This window comes from Pseudomonas sp. SF2, assembly GCF_036858055.1.
Taxonomy (GTDB): domain Bacteria; phylum Pseudomonadota; class Gammaproteobacteria; order Pseudomonadales; family Pseudomonadaceae; genus Aquipseudomonas.
Genome location: NZ_JAMBDI010000001.1, coordinates 34877 through 56994, shown reverse-complemented (window position 1 = coordinate 56994; position 22118 = coordinate 34877). Strand labels below are relative to the sequence as shown.

Annotated in this window: 26 protein-coding genes, 1 tRNA gene and 1 pseudogene; 13 read left to right on the top strand and 15 right to left on the bottom strand. The window is 64.6% G+C overall.

Features of this window, described 5'->3' with window-relative positions; translation table 11 throughout:
* Window positions 1-28: 28 nt before the first annotated feature.
* The 9 genes from M2S36_RS00350 to nrdR all read right to left on the bottom strand — a co-directional run bounded on the left by M2S36_RS00350 (window position 29) and on the right by nrdR (window position 6757).
* Window positions 29-772 carry a substrate-binding periplasmic protein gene (locus tag M2S36_RS00350; protein ID WP_207832751.1) on the bottom strand — a complete coding sequence of 248 codons (744 nt, stop codon included), beginning with the start codon at window positions 770-772 and terminating at the stop codon, window positions 29-31.
* Between the two features lie 16 nt (window positions 773-788).
* Window positions 789-1292: a phosphatidylglycerophosphatase A family protein gene (locus M2S36_RS00345; RefSeq protein ID WP_004376077.1), complete on the bottom strand. Its 504-nt coding sequence runs from the start codon at window positions 1290-1292 to the stop codon at window positions 789-791.
* Entirely contained in the window at window positions 1289-2257 is a 969-nt protein-coding gene (gene thiL, locus M2S36_RS00340; protein ID WP_333956458.1) for a thiamine-phosphate kinase, read from the bottom strand. Before thiL ends, M2S36_RS00345 begins: the two co-directional genes overlap by 4 nt.
* 18 nt (window positions 2258-2275) lie before the next feature.
* The gene (nusB, locus tag M2S36_RS00335) at window positions 2276-2776 is read right to left on the bottom strand and encodes a transcription antitermination factor NusB (RefSeq protein WP_013970674.1); all 501 of its coding nucleotides are present in this window, start codon (window positions 2774-2776) and stop codon (window positions 2276-2278) included.
* Window positions 2773-3249, bottom strand: coding sequence for a 6,7-dimethyl-8-ribityllumazine synthase (ribH, locus tag M2S36_RS00330; RefSeq protein ID WP_003255395.1), 477 nt, complete (start codon window positions 3247-3249; stop codon window positions 2773-2775). Before ribH ends, nusB begins: the two co-directional genes overlap by 4 nt.
* Window positions 3250-3341: 92 nt before the next feature.
* Window positions 3342-4433, bottom strand: coding sequence for a bifunctional 3,4-dihydroxy-2-butanone-4-phosphate synthase/GTP cyclohydrolase II (gene ribBA / locus M2S36_RS00325; protein WP_016484697.1), 1092 nt, complete (start codon window positions 4431-4433; stop codon window positions 3342-3344).
* Between the two features lie 18 nt (window positions 4434-4451).
* Window positions 4452-5117: a riboflavin synthase gene (locus M2S36_RS00320; protein ID WP_003255399.1), complete on the bottom strand. Its 666-nt coding sequence runs from the start codon at window positions 5115-5117 to the stop codon at window positions 4452-4454.
* A 42-nt stretch (window positions 5118-5159) separates the two neighbouring features.
* The gene (gene ribD / locus M2S36_RS00315) at window positions 5160-6290 is read right to left on the bottom strand and encodes a bifunctional diaminohydroxyphosphoribosylaminopyrimidine deaminase/5-amino-6-(5-phosphoribosylamino)uracil reductase RibD (RefSeq protein WP_207832747.1); all 1131 of its coding nucleotides are present in this window, start codon (window positions 6288-6290) and stop codon (window positions 5160-5162) included.
* Window positions 6291-6292: 2 nt separating this feature from the next.
* Window positions 6293-6757, bottom strand: coding sequence for a transcriptional regulator NrdR (gene nrdR, locus M2S36_RS00310; RefSeq protein WP_009685710.1), 465 nt, complete (start codon window positions 6755-6757; stop codon window positions 6293-6295).
* A gap of 106 nt (window positions 6758-6863) precedes the next feature.
* On the opposite strand from nrdR, the gene M2S36_RS00305 reads away from it, so the two are divergent.
* The 3 genes from M2S36_RS00305 to trxA are packed head-to-tail and all read left to right on the top strand — an operon-like array spanning window position 6864 to window position 8880.
* Window positions 6864-7316 (top strand): YbaY family lipoprotein, encoded by a 453-nt coding sequence (locus M2S36_RS00305; RefSeq protein ID WP_063911066.1) that lies wholly within the window; start codon window positions 6864-6866, stop codon window positions 7314-7316.
* Complete coding sequence (locus M2S36_RS00300; RefSeq protein ID WP_207832744.1) at window positions 7317-7976, top strand: class I SAM-dependent methyltransferase; 660 nt, start codon at window positions 7317-7319, stop codon at window positions 7974-7976.
* A gap of 31 nt (window positions 7977-8007) precedes the next feature.
* Entirely contained in the window at window positions 8008-8880 is an 873-nt protein-coding gene (trxA, locus tag M2S36_RS00295) for a thioredoxin (protein ID WP_207832743.1), read from the top strand.
* Window positions 8881-8984: 104 nt separating this feature from the next.
* Here trxA and M2S36_RS00290 read toward each other — a convergent pair whose 3' ends face one another.
* Window positions 8985-9329 carry a hypothetical protein gene (locus M2S36_RS00290; protein WP_207832742.1) on the bottom strand — a complete coding sequence of 115 codons (345 nt, stop codon included), beginning with the start codon at window positions 9327-9329 and terminating at the stop codon, window positions 8985-8987.
* A gap of 130 nt (window positions 9330-9459) precedes the next feature.
* On the opposite strand from M2S36_RS00290, the gene M2S36_RS00285 reads away from it, so the two are divergent.
* The 5 genes from M2S36_RS00285 to M2S36_RS00265 all read left to right on the top strand — a co-directional run bounded on the left by M2S36_RS00285 (window position 9460) and on the right by M2S36_RS00265 (window position 13446).
* The gene (locus M2S36_RS00285; RefSeq protein ID WP_333956446.1) at window positions 9460-10038 is read left to right on the top strand and encodes a DUF2796 domain-containing protein; all 579 of its coding nucleotides are present in this window, start codon (window positions 9460-9462) and stop codon (window positions 10036-10038) included.
* Window positions 10039-10749 (top strand): ABC transporter ATP-binding protein, encoded by a 711-nt coding sequence (locus M2S36_RS00280; protein WP_233688215.1) that lies wholly within the window; start codon window positions 10039-10041, stop codon window positions 10747-10749.
* The gene (locus M2S36_RS00275; RefSeq protein WP_063911060.1) at window positions 10749-12014 is read left to right on the top strand and encodes an ABC transporter permease; all 1266 of its coding nucleotides are present in this window, start codon (window positions 10749-10751) and stop codon (window positions 12012-12014) included. The genes M2S36_RS00280 and M2S36_RS00275 overlap by 1 nt, the downstream gene beginning before the upstream one ends.
* 126 nt (window positions 12015-12140) lie before the next feature.
* Window positions 12141-12653: a DUF3299 domain-containing protein gene (locus M2S36_RS00270; RefSeq protein ID WP_333956478.1), complete on the top strand. Its 513-nt coding sequence runs from the start codon at window positions 12141-12143 to the stop codon at window positions 12651-12653.
* Between the two features lie 109 nt (window positions 12654-12762).
* Window positions 12763-13446, top strand: a complete 684-nt coding sequence (locus M2S36_RS00265) for an OmpW/AlkL family protein (protein WP_063911057.1) — start codon at window positions 12763-12765, stop codon at window positions 13444-13446.
* Window positions 13447-13499: 53 nt separating this feature from the next.
* On the opposite strand, the gene M2S36_RS00260 is transcribed toward M2S36_RS00265, so the two are convergent.
* Complete coding sequence (locus tag M2S36_RS00260) at window positions 13500-14705, bottom strand: MFS transporter (RefSeq protein WP_207832739.1); 1206 nt, start codon at window positions 14703-14705, stop codon at window positions 13500-13502.
* Between the two features lie 102 nt (window positions 14706-14807).
* Between M2S36_RS00260 and M2S36_RS00255 the strand changes: the two genes are divergently transcribed.
* Window positions 14808-15251, top strand: a complete 444-nt coding sequence (locus M2S36_RS00255) for a winged helix-turn-helix transcriptional regulator (RefSeq protein WP_063911055.1) — start codon at window positions 14808-14810, stop codon at window positions 15249-15251.
* Window positions 15252-15383: 132 nt separating this feature from the next.
* Here M2S36_RS00255 and M2S36_RS00250 read toward each other — a convergent pair whose 3' ends face one another.
* Both M2S36_RS00250 and M2S36_RS00245 read right to left on the bottom strand, forming a co-directional pair.
* Window positions 15384-16316 (bottom strand): NAD-dependent epimerase/dehydratase family protein, encoded by a 933-nt coding sequence (locus M2S36_RS00250; protein WP_207832737.1) that lies wholly within the window; start codon window positions 16314-16316, stop codon window positions 15384-15386.
* Window positions 16309-17193: a sugar nucleotide-binding protein gene (locus tag M2S36_RS00245; RefSeq protein ID WP_196176555.1), complete on the bottom strand. Its 885-nt coding sequence runs from the start codon at window positions 17191-17193 to the stop codon at window positions 16309-16311. The genes M2S36_RS00250 and M2S36_RS00245 overlap by 8 nt, the downstream gene beginning before the upstream one ends.
* 216 nt (window positions 17194-17409) lie before the next feature.
* Here M2S36_RS00245 and M2S36_RS25030 point away from each other — a divergent pair.
* Together M2S36_RS25030 and M2S36_RS00240 are read left to right on the top strand one after the other, a co-directional pair.
* Window positions 17410-17598, top strand: a pseudogene (locus tag M2S36_RS25030) (hypothetical protein); the annotation flags it as partial.
* Window positions 17552-18397: an alpha/beta hydrolase gene (locus tag M2S36_RS00240; protein ID WP_233688217.1), complete on the top strand. Its 846-nt coding sequence runs from the start codon at window positions 17552-17554 to the stop codon at window positions 18395-18397. The pseudogene M2S36_RS25030 and the gene M2S36_RS00240, both read left to right, overlap by 47 nt.
* An 11-nt stretch (window positions 18398-18408) precedes the next feature.
* Here the strand turns inward: M2S36_RS00240 and M2S36_RS00235 are convergent, their stop codons facing one another.
* The gene (locus tag M2S36_RS00235; RefSeq protein ID WP_207832735.1) at window positions 18409-19218 is read right to left on the bottom strand and encodes a helix-turn-helix domain-containing protein; all 810 of its coding nucleotides are present in this window, start codon (window positions 19216-19218) and stop codon (window positions 18409-18411) included.
* Window positions 19219-19397: 179 nt separating this feature from the next.
* Between M2S36_RS00235 and M2S36_RS00230 the strand changes: the two genes are divergently transcribed.
* Entirely contained in the window at window positions 19398-20840 is a 1443-nt protein-coding gene (locus tag M2S36_RS00230) for an alanine/glycine:cation symporter family protein (RefSeq protein ID WP_063911050.1), read from the top strand.
* A 71-nt stretch (window positions 20841-20911) separates the two neighbouring features.
* Window positions 20912-21901: an asparaginase gene (locus M2S36_RS00225; RefSeq protein ID WP_416774941.1), complete on the top strand. Its 990-nt coding sequence runs from the start codon at window positions 20912-20914 to the stop codon at window positions 21899-21901.
* A 116-nt stretch (window positions 21902-22017) separates the two neighbouring features.
* Here the strand turns inward: M2S36_RS00225 and M2S36_RS00220 are convergent.
* Window positions 22018-22113: transfer RNA gene (locus tag M2S36_RS00220), tRNA-Sec, on the bottom strand.
* Between the last annotated feature and the right edge of the window lie 5 nt (window positions 22114-22118).

The window sequence follows — 22118 nt, the reverse complement described above, 5'->3', positions numbered from 1 at the left end:
TCCTGTGGGAGCCCATGAAACGGGTTGTTCAATGCGGTTTGCTGTCCGGACTGAACGGATAAGGCTGCTGCCAGCGCTGGAAAATCGCCTTCAGCTCGCCACTGCGCACCAGTTCGGCCATGCGCTTGTCGAACAGGTCGCGCAGGGCCCGGGCCTGGTCGTTGCGGGCAAAGGCCAGGTACAGCGGCAGGTCGACTACGTGGGTGCGGCGGAAGCGCTCGGGTTGGGAGGTCTGGCCGAGCACGTAGTCGACCTCGGTCAGGGCGTCGATGTAGAAGTCCACACGGTCATGCTCGAGCATCGGCAAGATGCCCTCACGACGCTGGACTTCACGGAACTCGTGCACGTTCGGCAGGTAGCTGCCGTAGTCGTAGCCACGCACCCAGGCCAGGCGGTACTTGCCCACGCTCTCCAGGGTAGGCACGGGCTTGCTGGCCAGCCCCAGGGCGTAGATATGGTCCATGTCGAAGTGCCAGCGCGGGTACAGGTTGTCGTCGTTCTCTTCCTTGTACGAGCCTACCCAGGCATCAGCCTCGCCACGCTTCACCAGTCCGATGGCACGGCTGTAGGGCGCGCTCTGGATCACCACCTTGACCCCGGCCGGCTCGAACACCTTGCGCAGCACGTCCCAGGCCACCCCGGTCCCGTCGGCGTTGGTGTAGTCGAGCCACTCCTCGCTGACCAGGTGGACCTGCTTCGGCACACCCTCGGCAGCCGCCGCCCAAGGGGCAAGGCTCAGCAGCATTGCCAGCAGCATCGCCCTCATGGCCATTTACGCACTCCCTGTATCAGGCAACCGCCCACACCAGAACCTGCATGCCCAACCAGGCAAACACGCCGGCCAGGATATCGTCGAGCATGATCCCGACGCCCCCATGCACATGGCGGTCGACCCAGCGGATCGGCCACGGTTTGAGGATGTCGAAGAAGCGGAACATCAGGAACCCCGCCAGCAGCCATTGCCAGCCTTCCGGCACCAGCCAGAGGGTTATCCACATGCCGACGATCTCGTCCCAGACAATGCCTTCGTGGTCATGCACGCGCAAATCATTGGCGACCTTGCCACAGAGCCAGAAACCGAACAGCATGCTCACGCCCAGCAACAGCCAGTAGCCCCAGTCGGGCAGCATCTGCCACAGCGGGATGAACGGTATGGCCACCAGCGAGCCCCAGGTGCCCGGCGCCTTGGGCAAGGTACCGGAGCCGAAGCCGAAGGCGATGAAGTGCCACGGGTTGCGCCAGACCGAAGGCGGAACGAACTCCGCAGGCACCTGGTTGGGGTGATCGGTCACGGTGTCTCCCTAAAATGTTGATAGCCGCGTTGCCGCGGGGTGATGTCCTGGCCCTGCCGGTCGCGCAGGCTGACCCCCTGCCCTTCGAGCACCCGCCCGATGACGTGGAATGCCGCCAGGCCTTGTGCCTGCAGGGATGAAAGCTCGCCTGGCGGCAAGGTGAACGCCAGCACATAGTCGTCGCCACCAGTCAGCGCCGCCTGTACGGCCGCCTCGGCGCCGAGGAAACCCTGCAAGGCGGATGACACCGGCACCTGCTCCAGGTTCACCTCGAGCGCCACGCGGGAGGCCTTGGCGATATGCCCGCAGTCGGCCAGCAGGCCGTCGGAAATATCCAGTGCCGAGGTGGCACACCCGCGCAGCAGCTGCCCCAGGGCGAACTGCGGCGACGGCGACCAGTAATGGTCGAGCAACGGTTGCGCCAGCGCGGCATCGGCCTGGCGCTGGCCCAGTACCAGCGGCAAGGCCCCTGCCGCGTTACCCAGCTCCCCCCCCACGCACAGCAGGTCGCCCGGGCGAGCGCCGTCACGGCGCAACGCCTGCCCCGCCGGCACCCGGCCGAATACGGTCATGGTGATGCTCAGGGGGCCACGGGTGGTGTCGCCACCGATCAGGCTCAGCTGGCAATGGCCGGCCATGCGGTTCAGGCCGCTGGCGTAGGCTTGCAGCCAGTCGGCGCTGACCTCGGGCAAGGTCAGGGCAAGGGTGAAACCGATGGGGGTGGCGCCCATGGCCGCCAGGTCGCTGGCCGCCACGGCCAGCGAGCGCTGGCCGAGCAACCACGGGTCGCACACAGCCGGAAAATGCACCCCGGCGACCAGGGTGTCAGTAGACACCGCCAGTTGCTCGCCGGCGGGAAGGCTCAGCAGGGCGCAGTCGTCGCCGATGCCCAGGGCCACACCTTCACCGCCCTGCGCACAAGGCGCGGCGGCGAAGTAATGGCTGATCAGCTCGAACTCACCCATGGTCCGCAAGCGCCAGGATCAGCGCTTGTTCGCCTTGACTTCTGCTTCGCGCAGGTTCGGGGCCAGCTTGTCCAGTACGCCGTTGACGAACTTGTGGCCGTCGGTGGCACCGAAGACCTTGGCCAGCTCGACACCTTCGTTGATCACCACGCGGTACGGTACGTCGACGCGCTTGATGAACTCCCAGGTGGACAGACGCAGCACGGCCAGCTCGACCGGGTCGAGCTCTTCCAGTGCCAGGTCCAGGCATGGCTTCAGGGCGCTGTCGATTTCGCTCTTGATCGCCGGGACCCCGTGCAGGATCTCGCGGAAATAAGCGCCGTCGACATCGGAGAAATCGTTATCGACCCGGAACTGCGCTTCGATCTCGTTCAGCGAATGCTGCGCCATGTGCCACTGGTACAGCGCCTGGGTCGCGAGCTTGCGGGCTTCGCGGCGCTTGGCGCTCTTCGAGGGCTTGCCGGCATCCGCAGGTTTTGGATCGCGCGGGTTGAAACGATCGCTTTCGTCGCTAATCACTTGGCCTCCAACTGCGCCAGCAGGCTGACCATTTCCAGAGCGGACAGGGCAGCTTCAGCACCTTTGTTGCCGGCCTTGGTGCCGGAACGCTCGATGGCTTGCTCGATGGAGTCGACGGTCAGTACGCCGAAGGCCACCGGAACACCGAACTCCATGGACACCTGGGCCAGGCCCTTGGTGCATTCGCCCGCCACGTATTCGAAGTGCGGGGTACCGCCACGAATCACCGCGCCCAGGGCGATGATCGCGTCGTAGGCGCCTTGCTGGGCGACCTTCTGTGCCACCAGCGGGATTTCGAATGCACCCGGGGCACGGATGATGGTGATGTCGCTTTCGCTGACACCGTGGCGTACCAGGGCATCAACGGCACCGCTTACCAGGCTTTCGACGACGAAGCTGTTGAAGCGGCCAACCACCAAAGCATAGCGACCTTTGGGGGCGATGAAGGTACCTTCGATGGTCTTCAGGGTCATTCCGATATTCTCATCTTCAAGAGCGAGGCCGCATGCTGGCGGCCTCGACAGGGGTATGGACTCGAGCTGGAGGGCGTCACTGCCGCCTCAAGTCACTCGGAGGGCACGTATTCTACAACTTCCAGATCGAATCCGGATATCGCGTTGAACTTCATCGGCGAACTCATCAGGCGCATCTTGCGCACGCCGAGGTCACGCAGGATCTGCGAACCGGCACCCACGGTGCTGTAGGTGGTCGGTGCCTTGGCCGGTGCATCGCCGGCGCTTTCGCGGATGTGCGCCAGCAGCACGTCGCCGTCCAGCGGGTGGCCCAGCAGCAATACCACGCCGCTGCCGGCCTCGGCCACGGCGGCCATGGCCGCGCGCAGGCTCCAGCGGCCCGGTTGCTTGACCAGCAGCAGGTCGCGCAGCGGGTCCATGTTGTGCACGCGCACCAGGGTCGGCTCTTCGGCGCAGATCTTGCCCAGGGTCAGGGCCATGTGCACGTCGCCTTCCACCGCGTCGCGGTAGGTGACCAGGTTGAACTCGCCCAGCTCGCTCTCCACCGGTTGCTCGGAGACGCGCTGCACGGTGCGCTCGTGGATCATGCGGTAGTGGATCAGGTCGGCGATGGTGCCGATCTTCAGGCCGTGCTCGGCGGCGAACACTTCCAGCTCGGCACGGCGCGACATGGTGCCGTCGTCGTTCATCACTTCGCAGATCACGCCGCTCGGCTCGAACCCGGCCATGCGCGCCAGGTCGCAGGCGGCTTCGGTGTGGCCGGCACGGGCCAGGGTACCGCCAGGCTGGGCCATCAGCGGGAAGATGTGGCCAGGGCTGACGATGTCTTCGGCCTTGGCATCCTTGGCGGCGGCCGCCTGCACGGTGCGCGCGCGGTCAGCGGCGGAGATGCCGGTGGTGACACCTTCGGCGGCTTCGATCGACACGGTGAACTTGGTGCCGAAGCCCGAGCCGTTGCGCGGCGCCATCAGCGGCAACTTCAGCGTTTCGCAACGCTCGCGGGTCATCGGCATGCAGATCAGGCCACGGGCATGCTTGGCCATGAAGTTGATGTGCTCGGGCAGGCAGCACTCGGCTGCCATGATGATGTCGCCTTCGTTTTCGCGGTCTTCGTCATCCATGAGGATGACCATTTTGCCCTGGCGGATGTCTTCGACCAGTTCTTCGATGCTGTTGAGCGCCACGCGGCACCCCCTTCTCAATCAGGATTTCAAGAAGCCGTTGGCGGCCAGGAAGCTTTCGGTAATGCCACTGCCCTTGCTCGGTTCGGCGGCCTTGTCACCCAGCAGCAAACGCTCCAGGTAACGGGCCAGCAGGTCGACCTCAAGGTTCACCCGACGCCCTGCACGGTAGTCGGCCATGATGGTTTCGGACAGGGTGTGCGGGACAATGGTCAGCTCGAACTCGGCGCCATTGACCTCGTTGACCGTCAGGCTGGTGCCGTCGACGGTGATCGAACCCTTGTGGGCGATGTACTTGGCCAGCTCCTTCGGTGCACGCACGCGGAACTGGATGGCGCGGGCGTTATCGCTGCGCGAGATGATTTCGCCGACCCCGTCGACGTGGCCGCTGACCAGGTGCCCGCCCAGCCGGGTGGTGGGGGTCAGGGCTTTTTCCAGGTTGACCTTGCTGCCACTCTTGAGGTCGATGAAGGCGGTGCGCTTGAGGGTTTCGACACTGACGTCGGCCCAGAAGCCGTCACCCGGCAATTCGACGGCGGTCAGGCACACGCCGTTGACGGCGATGCTGTCGCCGAGCTTGACGTCACCCAGGTCGAGCTTGCCGGTTTCGACGTAGACGCGCACGTCGCCACCCTTGGGGGTCAGGCTGCGGATGGTGCCGATGGATTCGATGATGCCGGTGAACATGGGGTCTTCCTCAAAAACGGTTTGCGCGGGGCAAGCCTGGCATTATACGCCGGGCGCCGGCAGGGGGATGGCCGTGACCCGCCAGTCATCGCCCACTGCGCGCATTTCGGTAATTTTCAGTCGCGGCGCTTCGCTCATCCTGTCCAGTGGCCAGTCCAGCAGCGGGCGGGCCCGGGAACCGAGGAAGGTGCCGGCGACGAACAACTGGTACTCGTCGACCAGGCCTTGCCGGGCAAAGGCGCCGGCCAGGCCGGCACCGGCTTCCAGCAGGATTTCGTTGACGCCACGGGCCGCCAGGGCCTGCAGCAGCGCCGGCAGGTCTACCTGCCCATTGTCGCCCGGCAGGCTGAGCAGTTCGTGGCCGGCAGCGGCATAGCGCGGGTCATCTGCGACAGCGGTCACCACCAGGGCCGGGCCGGCCTGGAAGAATGGTGCATCCAGCGGCACGCGCAGGCGGCCATCGACCAGCACGCGCAGCGGTGTGCGGCTGAGTGCCAGTGCGGTGGTTTCGGCATCCAGGCCCAGTTCGGCGCCACGTACGGTCATCCGCGCGTTATCGGCCAACACGCTGGCGGCGCTGGTCAGCACCACGCTGGAACGGGCGCGCAGGCGCTGCACCGCCGAGCGGGCGGCCGGGCCGGTGATCCACTGGCTTTCGCCACTGGCCATGGCGGTGCGGCCATCCAGGCTCATGGCCAGCTTGGCGCGAACGAACGGCAGGCCATGTTCCATGCGCTTGAGGAAACCGGGGTTGAGTGCCCGGGCCTCGGCCTCGAGCACGCCGCTGGCCACTTCGATGCCGGCCTCGGCCAGGCGCCGCAGGCCCTGCCCCGCCACTTGCGGGTTAGGGTCCTGCATGGCGGCCACCACCCGCGCCACGCCGGCCTTGACCAGCGCTTCGGCGCATGGCGGCGTGCGGCCATGGTGGCTGCAGGGCTCAAGGGTGACATAGGCACAGGCGCCACGAGCACGCTCACCGGCCTGGCGCAGGGCATGCACCTCGGCATGCGGCTCGCCGGCGCGCACATGCCAGCCTTCGCCAACCACCTCGCCATCGCGCACGATCACGCAGCCTACACGCGGGTTCGGGTGGGTGGTGTACAGGCCCTTGCGCGCCAGCTCCAGCGCGCGGGCCATGTAGTGGGCGTCGAGGATGGCAGCTTGGCTGGGCATGTTCACTCTTTAGCCGGCTCGCGGGCCAGGCGGTCGATTTCTTCGCGGAACTCGTCGAGGTCCTGGAAGCGCCGGTAAACCGAGGCAAAACGGATATAGGCCACTTCGTCGAGCTTGCGCAGCTCGGCCATGACCATTTCACCCACCACCAGCGATTTGACTTCGCGCTCACCGGTGGCACGCAGGCGGCTCTTGATATGCGCCAACGCCGCTTCCAGGCGCTCGACGCTGACCGGGCGCTTTTCCAGTGCCCGCTGCATGCCGGCACGCAGCTTATCTTCGTCGAAGGGTTGGCGCGTGCCGTCCTGCTTGATCAGCCGGGGCAGCACCAGCTCAGCGGTTTCGAAGGTGGTGAAGCGCTCACCGCAGGCGACGCATTCGCGGCGGCGGCGCACCTGCTCGCCCTCGGCGACGAGGCGAGAGTCGATGACCTTGGTGTCGTTGGCACCGCAAAAGGGACAGTGCATGGTGGCAGGCAACAAAAAAAGGGAGGGCCATGGTAGCGCATCCCACTGGCAAGACAAGCCAAAGGGGTTAACATCCATGGGAAATCTGCCCGTGAAGGACTACCCCATGCACTACCGAGCGCTCGTCGTGCTGTGCTGCGCCGCCCTGCTCGCCGCCTGCGGCAGCGACAGGCCAAAGCCCGACACCCCTCCGGCCCCCACGCCCGCCCGCGCGGCCAAGCCGGCCGAAGTACTGGGCCCGCTGCCGGCCTACCAGCGCGAGCTGAGCGGCACCTTGCTGGAGATCCCGGCCGGTGCCGACGTGGAGCTGGCCTTGCTGGTCATCGACGAACGCGACCGCCCACAACGCCTGCTGGCCAGCAGCAACCTGACCGGCACTGGCCAGGCCCTGCCCTACCACTTGCGCTTCAACCCCGAGGCCTTCCCCGCCGGTGCCCGGGTCGAGCTGCGTGGCCGCGCCAGCCGCTCCGGCCAGCTGATCATGCACCTGCCGCCGGTGCGCATTACCCAGGCCCAGACCCAGGCCATCGGCCCGCTGCGTTTCGAGAAGGCGCCGTAAGTGGCGCCGCTAGCCCTGCAACAGGCCCTCAGCGGCCTGATCGGCGAAGCGCGCCTGGTCATCAGCGAACTGCCCGGCTGCGACCTGAAGCTGTGGCTGATCGACGACCAGAACATGGACCGTGCCTTCAGCAGCGAGGAGACCCGGCGCATTCTTGAAGACCCGCCCTACTGGAGCTTCTGCTGGGCCAGCGGCCTGGCCATGGCGCGCTACCTGGCCGAGCGCCCGGAGTGGGTAGCCGGCAAGCGCGTGCTGGACTTTGGCGCCGGCTCCGGTATCGCCGGCATTGCCGCCGCCCGCGCCGGTGCGCTGGAAGTGGTGGCCTGTGACCTCGACCCGCTGGCCCTCGATGCTTGCCGCGCGAACGCCGCGCTGAACGGGGTAGAACTGGGTTACAGCCATGACTTCTTCGCCGAAGACGACCGCTTCGACCTGATCCTGGTTGCCGATGTGCTGTACGACCGCGCCAACCTGCCGCTGCTGGATGCCTTCCTCGGGCGCGGGCGCCAGGCGCTGGTGGCCGACTCGCGGGTACGCGACTTCAGCCACCCGCTGTACCAGCCGTTGGGCGTGCTGGAAGCGCTGACCCTGCCGGACCTGGCCGAGCCGCACGAATTCCGCCGGGTCAGCCTGTACCACGCCAGTCGCGACACCTTATAGTGGTGCAATTCACCAGTTTGCGAGAGTCGCGATGACCCAAGACACGCCTTACATTTTCGACGCCACCGATGCCACCTTCCAGCAACTGGTAATCGAGAACTCCTTCCACAAGCCGGTGCTGGTGGACTTCTGGGCCGAGTGGTGTGCGCCGTGCAAGGCACTGATGCCACTGCTGGCGAAGATCGCCGAGGGTTACCAGGGCGAGCTGCTGCTGGCCAAGATCAACTGCGACGTGGAGCAACAGGTGGTTGCCCAGTTCGGCATCCGCAGCCTGCCGACCGTGGTGCTGTTCAAGGACGGTCAACCGGTGGACGGCTTTGCCGGTGCACAGCCGGAGTCGGCGATCCGCGCCATGCTCGAACCGCACGTGCAACTGCCTGCCGCGCCCGTTGCTTCGCCGCTGGAACAAGCCAAGGCGCTGTTTGCCGAAAGCCGTTTTGCCGAGGCCGAAGCGCTGCTGCAGGCGCTGCTGGGTGAGGACAACAGCAATGCCGAGGCGCTGATCCTGTACGCCCGCTGCCTGGCCGAGCGCGGGGAGTTGGGTGAAGCCCAGGTGGTGCTGGATGCGGTCAAGACCGACGAGCACAAGGCTGCGTTGGCCGGGGCCAAGGCTCAGCTGACCTTCCTGCGCCAGGCCGCCAGCCTGCCAGAAGTGGCCGACCTGAAAAGCCGACTGGCGCAGAACCCGCAGGATGACGAGGCGGCCTATCAGCTGAGCATCCAGCAACTGGCTCGCCAGCAGTATGAGGCGGCGCTGGAGGGGTTGCTGAAGCTGTTCCAGCGTAACCGTGGTTATGAGAACGGGTTGCCGCAAAAGGCGTTGCTGCAAGTGTTCGAGTTGCTGGGTGGGGATCACCCGCTGGTCAGCGTGTATCGTCGCAAGTTGTCGGCGGCGATGTTCTGACCTGAAGTTTTCTGCGAGGGCACGCCCGCTCCCACAGTGTACGCACTGTACTCACTGTGGTAGCGGGCATGCCCGCGAATGAGGCCAGCACAGGCAATAGAGATCTATCCCACCCAGTGATACACCGGCGCGTCCACGCCGCTTTCCACCTTCACATCACTGCTGTGCCGCAACCGCACCAACAGCCGTTTACCCGCCGCCGTACTCCCCGCCAGCCCCTCCAACCGATCCAGCAACTCCGGCCCGCTCATCTGCCCTGCCAGGCGCAACACCTCACGAGCCGCAGTCCATTGCCCATCATCCTGACGAGTTGTCGCCAAGGGTTCCGCTGCTGCGGTCTGCGCCACCGCAGGCAATTCGATCTGCCGCCCCAGTTGCACCCACTCTTCCGGCGCCAGCTCGATGGTCAGATCCACAGGCCAATCACCAATCTGTCCACGAATTCTCATGCTGCATACCTTGAACCCAAGTCAATGCCACCATGCTACCCCAACATGAAACCTGAGCCACGCAGACTGGCAGCACGCGGAAAAGTTGTTATAACATAACCCAATCTTCCCGCCCGCTCCGGAGTCGTCCATGCGTCGCCTGTTGCTCGCCCTGCCCATCGCCTTGCTACCCCTGGCCCATGCCCACGCTGATGACCATGATCATGACCACGCCCATGGCACCCTCGGTGCCCACGAGCATGGCGTGGCCAAGCTCAACGCAGTGCTCGATGGCAACACCCTGGAGCTGGAGCTGGACAGCCCGGCCATGAACCTGGTCGGCTTCGAACACGCCGCCAACAGCGACGCCGACAAGGCCAAGGTCGCGGCGGTGCGCCAGCAGCTCGAGCAACCACTGAAGCTGTTCGGCCTGCCCGCTGCCGCCGGCTGCAAGGAAGACCAGCAGGAACTGGAAAGCCCGCTGTTCGGTGACGCCCCGAAAACCGACGACGACGGTGACGAGCACGAGCACGAGCACAGCCACCCGCACAGCGACATCGGCGCCCACTACCAGCTGACCTGCGCCACCCCAGACAAACTGCTACAGGTGGACCTCGCGCCGCTGTTCAAGGCCTTCCCGGCCACCCAGAAAATCAACGTGCAACTGATCGGCCCCAATGGCCAGAAAGGTGTGGAAACCACGCCGGCCAAGGCCGCGGTCGCGTTCTGAATGCGCCAGCCGTTGATCGAACTGCATGACCTGGTGTTCGCCTGGCCAGGCCAGCCCGCGCTGCTGGACATTCCGGCATTTCGCCTGGAGGCTGGCGAGGCCCTGTTTCTCAAGGGCCCCAGCGGCAGTGGCAAGACCACGTTGCTGGGCCTGCTGGGCGGGGTGAACGTGCCGGGCCAGGGCCGTATCCAGTTGCTCGGCCAGGACCTCGGCCGCCTGGGCCAAGGCGCCCGTGACCGATTCCGGGTCGACCACACCGGTTACATCTTCCAGCAGTTCAACCTGCTGCCGTTCCTCTCGGTACGCGAAAACGTCGAGCTGCCCTGCCGTTTCTCGCGCAGCCGCAAAGCCCGCGCCGAGCAGCGCCATGGCAGCGTCGACCAGGCGGCCAGCACGCTGCTGGCCCACCTGGGGCTGGGCGACCCCGCCCTGCTCGCCCGCCGCGCCGACAGCCTGTCGATCGGCCAGCAACAACGGGTTGCCGCCGCCCGCGCACTGATCGGCCAGCCCGAACTGGTGATCGCCGACGAACCAACCTCGGCGCTGGATACCGACGCCCGCGAAGCGTTCATCCGCCTGCTGTTCGATGAATGCCGCGCCGCCGGTGCCAGCCTGCTGTTCGTCAGCCACGACCAGAGCCTGGCGCCGCTGTTCGACCGCCACCTGTCGCTGGTCGAACTCAACCGTGCCGCCAAGCCCCGGGAGGCCTGATGTACCTGCTCCGCCTTGCCCTGGCCAGCCTGGCCAACCGCCGTTTCACCGCATTCCTCACCGCCTTTGCCATTGCCCTGTCGGTGTGCCTGCTGCTGGCCGTGGAACGGGTCCGTACCGAGGCCCGGGCCAGCTTCGCCAGCACCATCAGCGGTACCGACCTGATCGTCGGTGCCCGCTCCGGCTCGGTGAACCTGCTGCTGTACTCGGTATTCCGTATCGGCAACGCCACCAACAACATCCGCTGGGACAGCTATGAGCACTACGCCAAGGACCCGCGGGTAAAATGGGCCATCCCCATCTCGCTGGGCGACTCGCACCGCGGTTATCGGGTGATGGGCACTACCGGCGACTACTTCAGCCATTACCAGTACGGTCGCCGCCAGCACCTGGAATTGAGCCAGGGTCGCGCGTTTGCCGATGATCCGTTCGAGGTGGTGCTCGGTGCCGAAGTGGCCGAGGCGTTGCACTACAAGCTGGGCGACAAGCTGGTGCTGGCACATGGCGTCGCCGCGATCAGCCTGGTCAAGCACGATGACAAGCCATTCACCGTGGTCGGTGTGCTCAAGCGCACCGGCACGCCGGTCGACCGCACGCTGCATATCAGCCTGGGCGGCATGGAGGCCATCCACGTCGACTGGCACAACGGCGTGCCGGCCCGCGGCGCCGGGCGTATCAGCGCCGAGCAGGCACGGAGCATGGACCTGCAACCTGCCGCCATTACTGCATTCATGCTCGGCCTGAACAGCAAGATCGCGACATTCAGCCTTCAGCGGGAGATCAATGAATACCGCAGCGAGCCGTTGCTGGCGATCCTGCCCGGGGTAGCCCTGCAGGAGCTGTGGAGCCTGATGGGCACTGCGGAACAGGCGTTGTTCGTGGTTTCGCTGTTCGTGGTGCTGACCGGCCTGATCGGCATGCTCACGGCGATTCTCACCAGCCTCAACGAACGCCGCCGGGAGATGGCGATACTGCGCTCGGTTGGCGCCAGGCCATGGCATATCGCAGGGCTGCTGGTGCTGGAGGCGCTGTCGCTGGCGGCGGTCGGGATCGGCGCCGGGCTTGGCTTGCTGTATGCAGGTATCGCGCTGGCCCAGGGGTATGTACAGGCCAACTATGGTTTGTATTTGCCGCTGGCCATGCCAAGCGCTCATGAATGGATGTTGCTGGCTATTATCCTGGGGGCTGCTCTGCTGATGGGCAGCGTGCCGGCGTGGCGGGCCTATCGGCAGTCGCTGGCCGATGGCTTGTCCATTCACCTCTGAGGGCGTGCAATGATCCAGTACCTCACTGCCTTCTTCGCGGGCGCGCCCGCTCCCACAGGTTCTTCACACGGTTCCATGCCTGCGGTGAACCCTGTGGGAGCGGGCATGCCCGCGAAAAGGCCAGCACTGCACACGCTGCTGATCCTGCTGCTGACAGTAGCGATGCCTCTGTGGGCCTCGGAACCCCGCGAACTGGACTGGCCCGCCCTTATCCCCGAAGGCGCCCCGATCATCCCGCCCCAACTCGCGCCGCTGCACGACATGTCGCAGCTCAGCAACGCCCTGTCCGCCGAATCCGCCCCACCGGCGCGCCAGCAGGCCCCCGCCGCCCCGGTGGTGAAAAGCCTCGATGGCCAGCAGATCAAACTACCCGGCTACATCGTGCCGCTGGAAGTGAGCGAAGAAGGCCGCACCACCGAATTCCTGCTGGTCCCCTACTACGGCGCGTGCATCCACGTGCCACCACCGCCCTCGAACCAGATCGTGCACATTTTCAGCGAGATGGGCGTGCGCATCGAAGACCTCTACCAACCCTACTGGATCGAGGGAAAGCTGCAGGTTAGAGCATCCAGCAGCGAACTGGCCGACGCTGGATACCAGATGGAAGCCGAGAAAATATACGCTTACGAGCTGAAGTGAGATCTGTTTCGAATTCGTGAAGACGCTTCTTTGAGCTGGGTCAAACTTTCTGTTTAACCGCATCCGTACCATTGGACTACTCGATTACTCACGTCCTTTGGGAGCTTCCATGAACAAGTCCTTGCTCAGCGCCGCCCTCGCGGCCCTGGCGCTCGCTGCCCCTGTCGCCCACGCCCACCAGGCAGGCGATGTCATCGTCCGTGCCGGTGCCATCACCACCGCTCCCAACGAAAGCAGCGGCGACCTGAAATTCGACGGCAACAAAGTCTCGGGCACCAAGGCGACCCTGGACAGCGACACCCAGCTGGGCCTGACCTTCGCCTACATGCTCACCGACCACATCGGCCTGGAACTGCTGGCAGCCACCCCGTTCAAGCACACCGTCGGCGTCAAAGGCCTGGGCGGCGGCCTGGACGGCAAGCTGGCCGACATCAAGCAACTGCCACCGACCCTGTCGCTGCAGTACTACCCGATGGAGCCGACTTCCAGGTTCCAGCCGTATGCCGGCGTCGGCATCAACTACACCCTGTTCTTCGATGAAGACCTCAGTAGTGCACGCAAGCAGCAGGGCTTCAGCAACCTGAAGCTGCAGGACTCGGTCGGCATCGCCGGCCAGCTGGGCATGGACTACATGATTACCGACAATCTGCTGGTCAACGCCTCGGTCTGGTACGTCGACATCGACACCAAGGCCAGCGTCAACGGCCCGTCCGCACTGGGCTACAGCAAGACCAAGGTCGACGTCGAAGTCGACCCGTGGGTGTACATGGTCGGCCTTGGCTACAAGTTCTGACCCGAACACTGCAGGGCCGAAGTCGACCCGTGGGTGTACATGGTCGGCCTTGGCTACAAGTTCTGACCCGAACACTGCAGGGCGGCTTCGGCCGCCCTCGCTCGTTGCAACCCTAGCCAATACCCCAGCGCGACCGCGCTGATGCCCATCCCAAGCCCACACACCGCTGCCCAACCCCAATGGGCATACACCCAGCTCGCCAGTACCGCCCCAAGCCCACTGCCAAGCGAATAGCAGCACATGTAGGCGCCGATCAACCGGCTGGCCATTGCGCCACGCCCGGCCAGCAACAGGCTCTGGTTGGTGACATGCACCGCCTGCACGGCAAAGTCCAGCATCAGCACACCCAGCCCGAAGGCCAGCAGTGAATGCCCGACGAAAGCCGTAGGCAGCCATGACAGCACCAGCAGAACCAGCGCCAACCCGGTGGTGCGCTCCGCCAACCCCTGGTCGGCCAGGCGACCGGCGCGCGCTGCCGCCAATGTGCCGGCAACACCCGCCAGGCCGAACAGACCGATCTCGGTATGGCTCAGCGCCAATGGCGCGGCACTCAGGGGCATGACCATGGCACTCCACAGCACGCTGAACGCGGCGAAGATCAATACGCCGAACAGCCCACGCTGACGCAGCAACCGATCGTGCTGATACAGCCTGAACTGGGCAACGATCAGCGCCCGGTAGCCAGACCGCAGCGTCACCGGCTGCCCCGTGGGCAGGCTGCGCCATAGCACCAGGGCCAGTAGCATCAGCAGCCCTGCGGCAAACAGGTACACGCTGCGCCAGCCGGCCAGGTCGGCAAGCCCGCCCGAGACCAGACGCGCCAGCAGAATGCCCAGCACCACGCCGCTGGTGATGCTGCCCACGGCCTGCCCTTGCTGCCCGGGGGCGGCAAGGCTCGCTGCATGCGCCACCATCACCTGCACCATGACCGCCATCAGCCCGGTGATGGCCAGGGCCAGCAGCAGTAGCGCCCAGGTCGGCGCCATGCCAACACCAACCAGCGCCAGGGTCGAGAACAGCAACTGCCCGAGCAACAGGCGCTTGCGGTCGATCAGGTCCCCCAGCGGCACGATCAGCAACAACCCCAGCGCATAGCCCGCCTGGGTCGCGCCAACTACCCAGCCGATCCGCTGCTGCGCCACGCCCAGGTCGGCGGCCATCGATTCGAGCAAAGGCTGGGCGAAATACACGGTCGCCACGGCCATGGCGCTGGTGGTGGCCAGCAACAGGGTTATCCAGCGTGTCAGCGTAGGGGTCATCGGGCTGGCCTCGTCAATCTGGTTTCGAATTGAAACTACATGCTGGCTATTTAGCAAATGTGGTTTTAACCTGCAACCAGATGATCATGAAAGGCCCCGTCCATGCTCGATGAAAACAATGCGCAATGCCCCGTGGCCCGGGCCCTGGAGGTGCTGGGAGACCGTTGGGCGTTAATGATCCTGCGCGATGCCTTCGATGGCCTGCGGCGCTTCAGTGAATTCCAGAAGAACCTGGGGCTGGCGAAGAATATCCTCGCCTCTCGGCTCAAGTGGCTGGTGGAAAGCGGGCTGCTGACGCTGCAGCCTGCGTCGGATGGCAGTGCCTACAAGGAATATGTGCTGACCGAGAAAGGACGATCGGTGTTCCCGGTGGTGGTTGGCTTGAGGCAGTGGGGGGAGCGGTTTCTGTTCGAGGCAGGTGAAGTGCGTTCGGAGTTGGTGGATGGCGATACCGGGCAGGCGCTGGAAACACTGCAGGTGCGGGCCCGGGATGGGCGGGTGCTGGCGGCCGGGGATTGCCTGCGAAAAGTGGTGCGGCATCGATGATTCCGGGGCCGCTGTGCGGCCCTTTCGCGACGCAAGGCCGCCCCCACATGGACCGGACATGTTTGGCTTTACGCGATCTCTGTAGGAGCGGCCTTGTGTCGCGATAGGGGGCGCAAAGCGCCCCCAAGGATTTCAGCCCTTGCCCAGAAGCCGCGCCAGGCCCTCGACAATCGGCGTCGCCTGCGGAAACTCGAACCGCGCCAGCAAACGCTGGTTATCCGCCCGCGAATGGCGAATGTCACCCGAGCGTGCCGGCACATAGCTGACCGCCGGCAAGCTACCCACCACTTTCTCCAGCGCCGCCAGCAGCTGGTTAAGCGACGTGGCCTGGTTGAGGCCGATATTCACCGCGCCCTCTTCGACCTGCGGCTGCTCCAGCGCCTGCACCATCACCTGTACCAGGTCGCCCACGTAGAGGAAGTCCCGGGTCTGCTCGCCATCGCCGAACACCGTAATCGGCAAACCCTGCACAGCACGCTCGGAGAAGATGCTGATCACCCCGGAATACGGCGAAGACGGGTCCTGGCGCGGCCCGAAGATATTGAAGAAGCGGAACACCACAGGCTCCAGGCCATGCTGGCGACGGTAGAAGTCCAGGTACTGCTCACTGGCCAGCTTGTCCACGGCATAGGGGGTCAGCGGCGCCTTGGGGGTGTCTTCGGCAATCGACTCGCCTTCGCCATTGTTGCCGTACACCGCAGCACTGGAGGCGAACAACACCCGGCGCAGGCCATGCACGCGCATGGCTTCGCACACATTGAGGGTGCCGATGAAATTGCTCTGGTGGGTCCGCACCGGGTCCTCGACCGAGGCCTGCACCGAGGCCACCGCCGCCAGGTGCACCACAGCACTGCAACCAGCCGCAACCTGCTTGACCAGCCCGGCATCGGCGACATCGCCTTCAACCAGTTCCAGCCGTGGGTGGCCGACCTGCAGGTTGCCCCGCTGGCCAGTGGAGAAGTCGTCGAGAATGCGTACTGCGTAGCCTTTGTCCAACAACGCATCGCACAGGTGGGAGCCAATGAAGCCGGCACCGCCGGTGATCAGGATGGGGGCGTCAGCCATGGCGGTAGAACCGGTCCAGTAGGGGCGGCAGGCCGGCGCGCCAGGCGCGCGGCTTGATGCCGAAGGTATGAAGGATTTTCTTGCAGGCCAGTACCGCGTGCTGCGGCTCTTCGCTGGCATCCGGGCGCGCGGCATGGGCCTGCGGCGTCGGTGCCTGCACGGCCAGCTGACGGTATTGGCCGGCCTCGGCGAGGATCGCCTGGCCTAGCGCCAGCGGCGTGGTCGCCTCGTTGCCGGCGTAATGGTAGGTGCCCCACAGCGGCGCGCTGCAATCGAGTTGCTTGAGCACCGACAGTATCACCCGGGCGGCGTCGTCGACCGGCGTCGGGTTGCCGCGCCGGTCATCGGCCAGCAGCAGCTCCTGGGGTTGCTCGGCACGGGTCAGGAAGCGCCCCAGCGACCCATCGATGCTTTCGTCGAGCAGCCAGCCAAAGCGTAGCAGCACGTGTTGCGGGCAAGCCGCGCGCACGCTCTGCTCGATGCGCCACAGGGCCTGGCCACGCAGGCCCAGCGGCACCGGCTCGTCCTTTTCGCTATAGGCCGTGGCCCGCGAACCATCGAACACCCGGTAGCTGGAAGGCTGCACCAGGGTGATCTGGTGGTGCTGGCACAGCTCCGCCAACCGCTCCACCGCCCGCTCCTGTTGAGCCAGGCGTTGCTCGCTGACCGACTCGGCCTGGAACCAGTCGAAGTAATAGGCCAGGTTGACCAGGGCATCGGGGCGATGATCGTCGAGCAGCTGGGTGAGGCTGGCCGGCGTCCAGCCGTTCTCGGGCGGGCGCGGCGCCAGGAATGCGATGTCCTCCTCGGCCCCAAGACGAATCAGCGCTTGCCCGAGGGCATTGCCACCACCCAACAGCATTAGGCGCATACGCATAGAGTCAGCAGATCCGGAGAGGTTGATTGAAGGAAAGGGCTCATTTTGCGGTTTCTGGGCGGGGAAGTCCAACGTGGGCCATAGCCATTGCAAGCCAAACCATTGCAGACTTGGGCCGCCCGGAGGCAAAGGACTGACCTGTTCTGTGTGGAGGTTGCTCCAGGCATCGGGTTTTATGATGACAACTTCGGCCCTGGAGCCGGGGTTGTTCATGCTGGCCTGCGCTGTACCGTTCGTTTCGGCTCTGGTCTCATAAAGCCGCTGCTGGTCAGTATCTGCATCATCATGGCAATCAAACTGCTACTCGATACGGGAACTCCACTCGGCGAATGGCTCAAGCAATTCCTCCAGAGGCCCCATGCACTTGCAAACGGAATCTTCTCAGCGCCTGAAATGGCAGTTTGACGAACTCGCCCCAGGCAAAGAACTGTTCATCGACGAAGTATTTGGAAACTACCAGCAACAAGCCCGCTTGCTGGTCCCCGATATCGAACGCGCAGCGCCGGCATTCGTCCTGGGGGGCGCGCGCTCCGACTTTACCCGGCTCAATCCCCTGCTCTATCGCCTGCAGGCCGCAGGCATTGGTTCCCTCACTGCCAATCTGTCAGGTCATAGCCTCGCCAGTGAGCCAGGCGCAGTGTCACCCTCACTGGCTACCAACCTTGATGAAGCACGGCGTTTCCACGCGCATATCGCGCTTCGCTGTCGGACGATAATAGGCCACAGCCTGGGCGCGGCTATAACGCTGAAACTTGCAGCACAGTTGCCGCAAGTGGACAGCATCGTGCTGATCTGCCCGGCGGTCTATCCAGACCGTGCTCACAAGGTACCGTTCGGCCCGGCATTCACAGCCGCGATCAGAGAACCCTATGGTTTTCTCGATTGTGACAGTTACGCCTTCCTCAAGCGGTTCCAAGGCAGAGTTCTGATGGTAATTGGCGAGTATGACGGGCTGAACTCACAACGATTTGGCAAAGATCCGGGCACTAGCGCAGGTAACCTGTGGCTGGCCGGCGCCGAGCGCTACAGCCCGATTCCTGAAGAAGTTACCCAGGCCCTGATGCAATCAGTTTCAGCGTCGCGTTTGCAATGCCTGTTTCTTACAGACTGCGACCATGGCATCGCCGCCCACTTACGCAGTACGCCAGCGATTGCCGATCAGGTTGCGAGCGCCGTGGAAAACTTCATCCTCGACAACGCCTGACGCGTTGACCACTACTTGATTTCAAACAATCCGTTACTAAGCGGCCTCACACTCAAGCGCTCGCGTATGTCGTCATCTATACGGGGATCATCCGGCTGGTACAGTTTTACCTGGCGATAGGCGTTGATGCGATTGATCTCCTCTCCCAGGTAATCCCACACCACCCGGGTACAGGCCGGGTAGCGCTGGTCACCGCTGGAAACGCCGGCCTTGAGGCCGTTCAGGCGGGTAATGCGGCTTTTGAAGCTGGGGATGAGGATGGTCTGGCTCATCTCGTTGAAAGTCAGCGACTCGTAGTCGACCAGGAACATCCGGTCCTGCAACTGGAACGCCGCCCCCAGGTAACGGCAACGCACCTCGGCATGGTGGTCAGTGGCACTGGAGCGCTCCTGGCGTTCCTGGCGCTCGAACAGAAACTGCCCGCGCTCTTCCCACAGGTGCACCAGCGACACCAGGATCGTGCCCGGCACCGACATGCAGTTGGAATACTCCAGGTAATAGCCGCAATAACGCGACAGATTGCCGGCATGTTCGTGCAACGGGCGAAACAACTCGCTGATCGGGTCGCCAGGTTGCTCGGCCAAGGTCGACACACGCGCACCGATCAGGTGGCTGAACTGCTCGGGCGGCAAATTCAGCTCGTAATCCTCGACACCGAAGAAATCGCTGATGCGCTTGAGATTGAATGCCGTCGGACGGCTCTGCCCGCTCAGGTACTTGTTGAACTGTGCGCGATTGATCGCGAGCTTGCGGCAAACTTCGGAGATAGAGCGGTAGTGGCTGCAGGCCAGTTTGAGATTGGTAGCGAAATGAACGCTCATGACACAGGGCTCGGGTGACGCGAATGACGCAAGTATAGCATCAGGTTGCACCAAATCAGAGCAATCCGCGAAATTGTAACCGGCCTTGTCATAGCCAACCATGCGCCCCAACGAATAGCGGTGCGCCCGCCGTCCGCTGGTCTTTCCACACGAACAATAAGAATCGAGGTCATTTTCCAATGCTCGAAGTACTCAACGATTTCCTCTCGGGGAAACTTCTCATTGTGCTGATCGTAGGGCTGGGTAGCTACTTCACCATCCGCTCCCGTTTCGTCCAGTTCCGCCACTTTGGCCACATGTTCGGTGTGTTCAAGGAGTCGCTGCGTGGCCAGGCTGGCCAGCTGAGCTCCTTCCAGGCCCTGATGCTGAGCCTGGCCGGCCGTGTGGGCGCCGGTAACATCGCCGGTGTCGGCATTGCCGTGACCCTGGGTGGCCCAGGCGCCGTATTCTGGATGTGGGTCACCGCACTGGTGGGCATGTCCAGCAGCTTCTTCGAATGCACCCTGGCCCAGGTCTACAAGCGCGCCGATGGCGACGGCCTGTACCGTGGCGGCCCGGCCTACTACATCCAGCACGGCCTGAAGCTGAAAAGCATGGCCATCGTGTTCTCGGTCCTGCTGCTGGTCACCTACGGCTTCGCCTTCATCGGCCTGCAGTCGTACACCGTGACCCACTCGCTGCAGAACGCCTTCGCCTTCGACCCCAAGCACACCGGCATCGTCCTCGCCGTGCTGCTGGCCATCACCTTCATCGGCGGCATCAAGCGCATCGCCGCGGTGTCGGACCTGCTGGTACCGGTCAAGACCCTGGCCTACATCGGCGTGACCCTGTACGTGATCGGCACCCAGATCGAACACGTGCCAGCCATGCTGGAAACCATCTTCAAGAGCGCCTTCGGCCTCGACCCGGCGTTCGGCGGCCTGCTCGGCAGCGCCATCGTCATGGGCGTGAAGCGTGGCGTGTTCGCCAACGAAGCGGGCCTGGGCAGTGCACCGAACGTCGCCGCAGTGGCCGCCGTGAAACACCCGGGTGCCCAGGGCGTGGTCCAGGCCTTCAGCGTGTTCCTCGACACCTTCGTGATCTGCACCTGCACCGCGCTGCTGATCCTGCTGTCGGGCTTCTACACCCCGGGCTTCGAAGGTGACGGTATCGTCCTGACCCAGAACTCGCTGGCCGCCGTGGTTGGTGACTGGGGCCGCGTGTTCGTCAGCGTCGCGCTGTCGCTGTTCGTGTTCACCTGCATCCTCTACAACTACTACCTGGGCGAGAACAGCCTGCAGTTCCTCAGCCGCAATCGCGTGGTACTGATGGTGTTCCGTGGCCTGGTACTGGCGCTGGTGGTATGGGGTTCGCTGCAGGACCTGTCGACCGTGTTCGCCTTTGCCGATATCACCATGACCTGCCTGGCCTTCGTCAACCTGGTGGCTCTGGCCCTGCTGTTCAAGGTCGGCCTGCGGGTAATGCGCGACTACGACGAGCAGCGCAAGGCGGGCGTCGACCAGCCGGTGTTCGACTCGGCCAAGTTCGCCGACCTGGACCTGGACCGCAATGCCTGGCCTGCCAATCCGCAGGCGGAAACAGCCACTGACAAAGCAGTCGGCGAAGTCCAGACGCAGCGCTGATATTCTCCCTTCCAGCCGCCCCGTCCGTGGGCGGCTTACCTTTTCTCCGCTCACCGCTACGGATGCTTCCCATGCGAGCAGTAAACAATCTCCTCGTTCTCTATACCGGGGGCACCATCGGCATGCTCGAAACCCCCGAAGGCCTGGCGCCGGCCGGTGGTTTCGAAGCGCGCATGCGCGAACACTTCGCCCACATGCCCGATGCGCCCCAGGTGCAGTGGACACTGCAGGAACTGAACCCGCTGCTCGACAGCGCCAACATGCAACAGCACAACTGGCTGGCGATGCGCGATGCCATCGTCGCAGCGGTAGAGGTTGCTGGCCATGATGGCGTGCTGGTGCTGCATGGTACCGACAGCCTGGCCTACAGCGCCGCGGCATTGTCGTTCCTGCTGCTGGGCCTGCCGGTGCCGGTGCTGCTGACCGGCTCGATGCTGCCGGCGGGTGCCGCAGACAGCGATGCCTGGGGCAACCTGTGCGGCGCGCTGCGCCAGTTCGAACAAGGGCTGGAAGACGGCGTGCAGCTGTACTTCCATGGCCAGCTGCTGCATGGCTGCCGGGCGTCGAAGCTGCGCAGCGAGGCGTTCGATGCCTTTGTCGCGCTGCCACGTCATCGTGACAGTGAGCGCGCCACGGCGATCCCTGCCGAGCTTGGCTACAAGCACCCGCGCCAGCCGGTCAACCTGGCGGTAGTGCCGGTGTTCCCGGGCCTGCAGGCCGGGCACTTGCAGGCACTGCTGGGCAGTGGCGTGCAGGGGTTGCTGCTGGAGTGCTACGGCAGCGGTACCGGGCCGTCGGATGACCAGGCATTGCTGGATGTGCTGAGCGCAGCGCGCCAGCGCGGTGTGATGCTGGCAGCTATCAGCCAGTGCCCTGAGGGGTCGGTGGTGTTCGATACCTATGCGGCGGGTAACCGCTTGCGCGGGGCCGGGCTGGTCAGTGGTGGGGGCATGACCCGTGAGGCGGCGCTGGCCAAGATGGTTGCGCTGCTGGGGGCCGGGCTGGATGTGGATGCAGCTGAGCAGTGGTTTGCCCTGGATCTGTGTGGGGAGCGGGCCTAGCTTTCACCCATCAGGGCCTATTCGCGGGCAAGCCCGCTCCCACAGGTACAGCACTGCCCTTGAAGGCTGTGAAGTCCTGTGGGAGCGGGCTTGCCCGCGAATGGGCCAGTAAAAAATGGCGGAAGGCAGCGGGAGTCGAACCTGCCCGGGAACGGCTGCCGTCCCCAACCGGGTTTGAAGCCCGGCCGCGCCACCGGGCGCGATTGCCTTCCTTGAA

Excerpts from the sequence above, each read along its gene's own strand:
- M2S36_RS00350 (WP_207832751.1), bottom strand. The coding sequence starts at position 772 with ATGGCCATGAGGGCGATGCTGCTGGCAATGCTGCTGAGCCTTGCCCCT.
- M2S36_RS00250 (WP_207832737.1), bottom strand. The coding sequence starts at position 16,316 with ATGGCTGACGCCCCCATCCTGATCACCGGCGGTGCCGGCTTCATTGGC.
- M2S36_RS00255 (WP_063911055.1), top strand. The coding sequence starts at position 14,808 with ATGCTCGATGAAAACAATGCGCAATGCCCCGTGGCCCGGGCCCTGGAG.
- M2S36_RS00265 (WP_063911057.1), top strand. The coding sequence starts at position 12,763 with ATGAACAAGTCCTTGCTCAGCGCCGCCCTCGCGGCCCTGGCGCTCGCT.
- M2S36_RS00235 (WP_207832735.1), bottom strand. The coding sequence starts at position 19,218 with ATGAGCGTTCATTTCGCTACCAATCTCAAACTGGCCTGCAGCCACTAC.
- M2S36_RS00225 (WP_416774941.1), top strand. The coding sequence starts at position 20,912 with ATGCGAGCAGTAAACAATCTCCTCGTTCTCTATACCGGGGGCACCATC.
- trxA (WP_207832743.1), top strand. The coding sequence starts at position 8,008 with ATGACCCAAGACACGCCTTACATTTTCGACGCCACCGATGCCACCTTC.
- M2S36_RS00305 (WP_063911066.1), top strand. The coding sequence starts at position 6,864 with ATGCACTACCGAGCGCTCGTCGTGCTGTGCTGCGCCGCCCTGCTCGCC.
- M2S36_RS00320 (WP_003255399.1), bottom strand. The coding sequence starts at position 5,117 with ATGTTCACCGGCATCATCGAATCCATCGGCACCATCCGCAGCCTGACC.
- thiL (WP_333956458.1), bottom strand. The coding sequence starts at position 2,257 with ATGGGTGAGTTCGAGCTGATCAGCCATTACTTCGCCGCCGCGCCTTGT.
- M2S36_RS00245 (WP_196176555.1), bottom strand. The coding sequence starts at position 17,193 with ATGCGTATGCGCCTAATGCTGTTGGGTGGTGGCAATGCCCTCGGGCAA.
- M2S36_RS00275 (WP_063911060.1), top strand. The coding sequence starts at position 10,749 with ATGTACCTGCTCCGCCTTGCCCTGGCCAGCCTGGCCAACCGCCGTTTC.
- ribD (WP_207832747.1), bottom strand. The coding sequence starts at position 6,290 with ATGCCCAGCCAAGCTGCCATCCTCGACGCCCACTACATGGCCCGCGCG.
- M2S36_RS00230 (WP_063911050.1), top strand. The coding sequence starts at position 19,398 with ATGCTCGAAGTACTCAACGATTTCCTCTCGGGGAAACTTCTCATTGTG.
- M2S36_RS00240 (WP_233688217.1), top strand. The coding sequence starts at position 17,552 with ATGCACTTGCAAACGGAATCTTCTCAGCGCCTGAAATGGCAGTTTGAC.
- M2S36_RS00260 (WP_207832739.1), bottom strand. The coding sequence starts at position 14,705 with ATGACCCCTACGCTGACACGCTGGATAACCCTGTTGCTGGCCACCACC.
- M2S36_RS00280 (WP_233688215.1), top strand. The coding sequence starts at position 10,039 with ATGCGCCAGCCGTTGATCGAACTGCATGACCTGGTGTTCGCCTGGCCA.
- M2S36_RS00290 (WP_207832742.1), bottom strand. The coding sequence starts at position 9,329 with ATGAGAATTCGTGGACAGATTGGTGATTGGCCTGTGGATCTGACCATC.
- M2S36_RS00285 (WP_333956446.1), top strand. The coding sequence starts at position 9,460 with ATGCGTCGCCTGTTGCTCGCCCTGCCCATCGCCTTGCTACCCCTGGCC.
- nrdR (WP_009685710.1), bottom strand. The coding sequence starts at position 6,757 with ATGCACTGTCCCTTTTGCGGTGCCAACGACACCAAGGTCATCGACTCT.
- ribH (WP_003255395.1), bottom strand. The coding sequence starts at position 3,249 with ATGACCCTGAAGACCATCGAAGGTACCTTCATCGCCCCCAAAGGTCGC.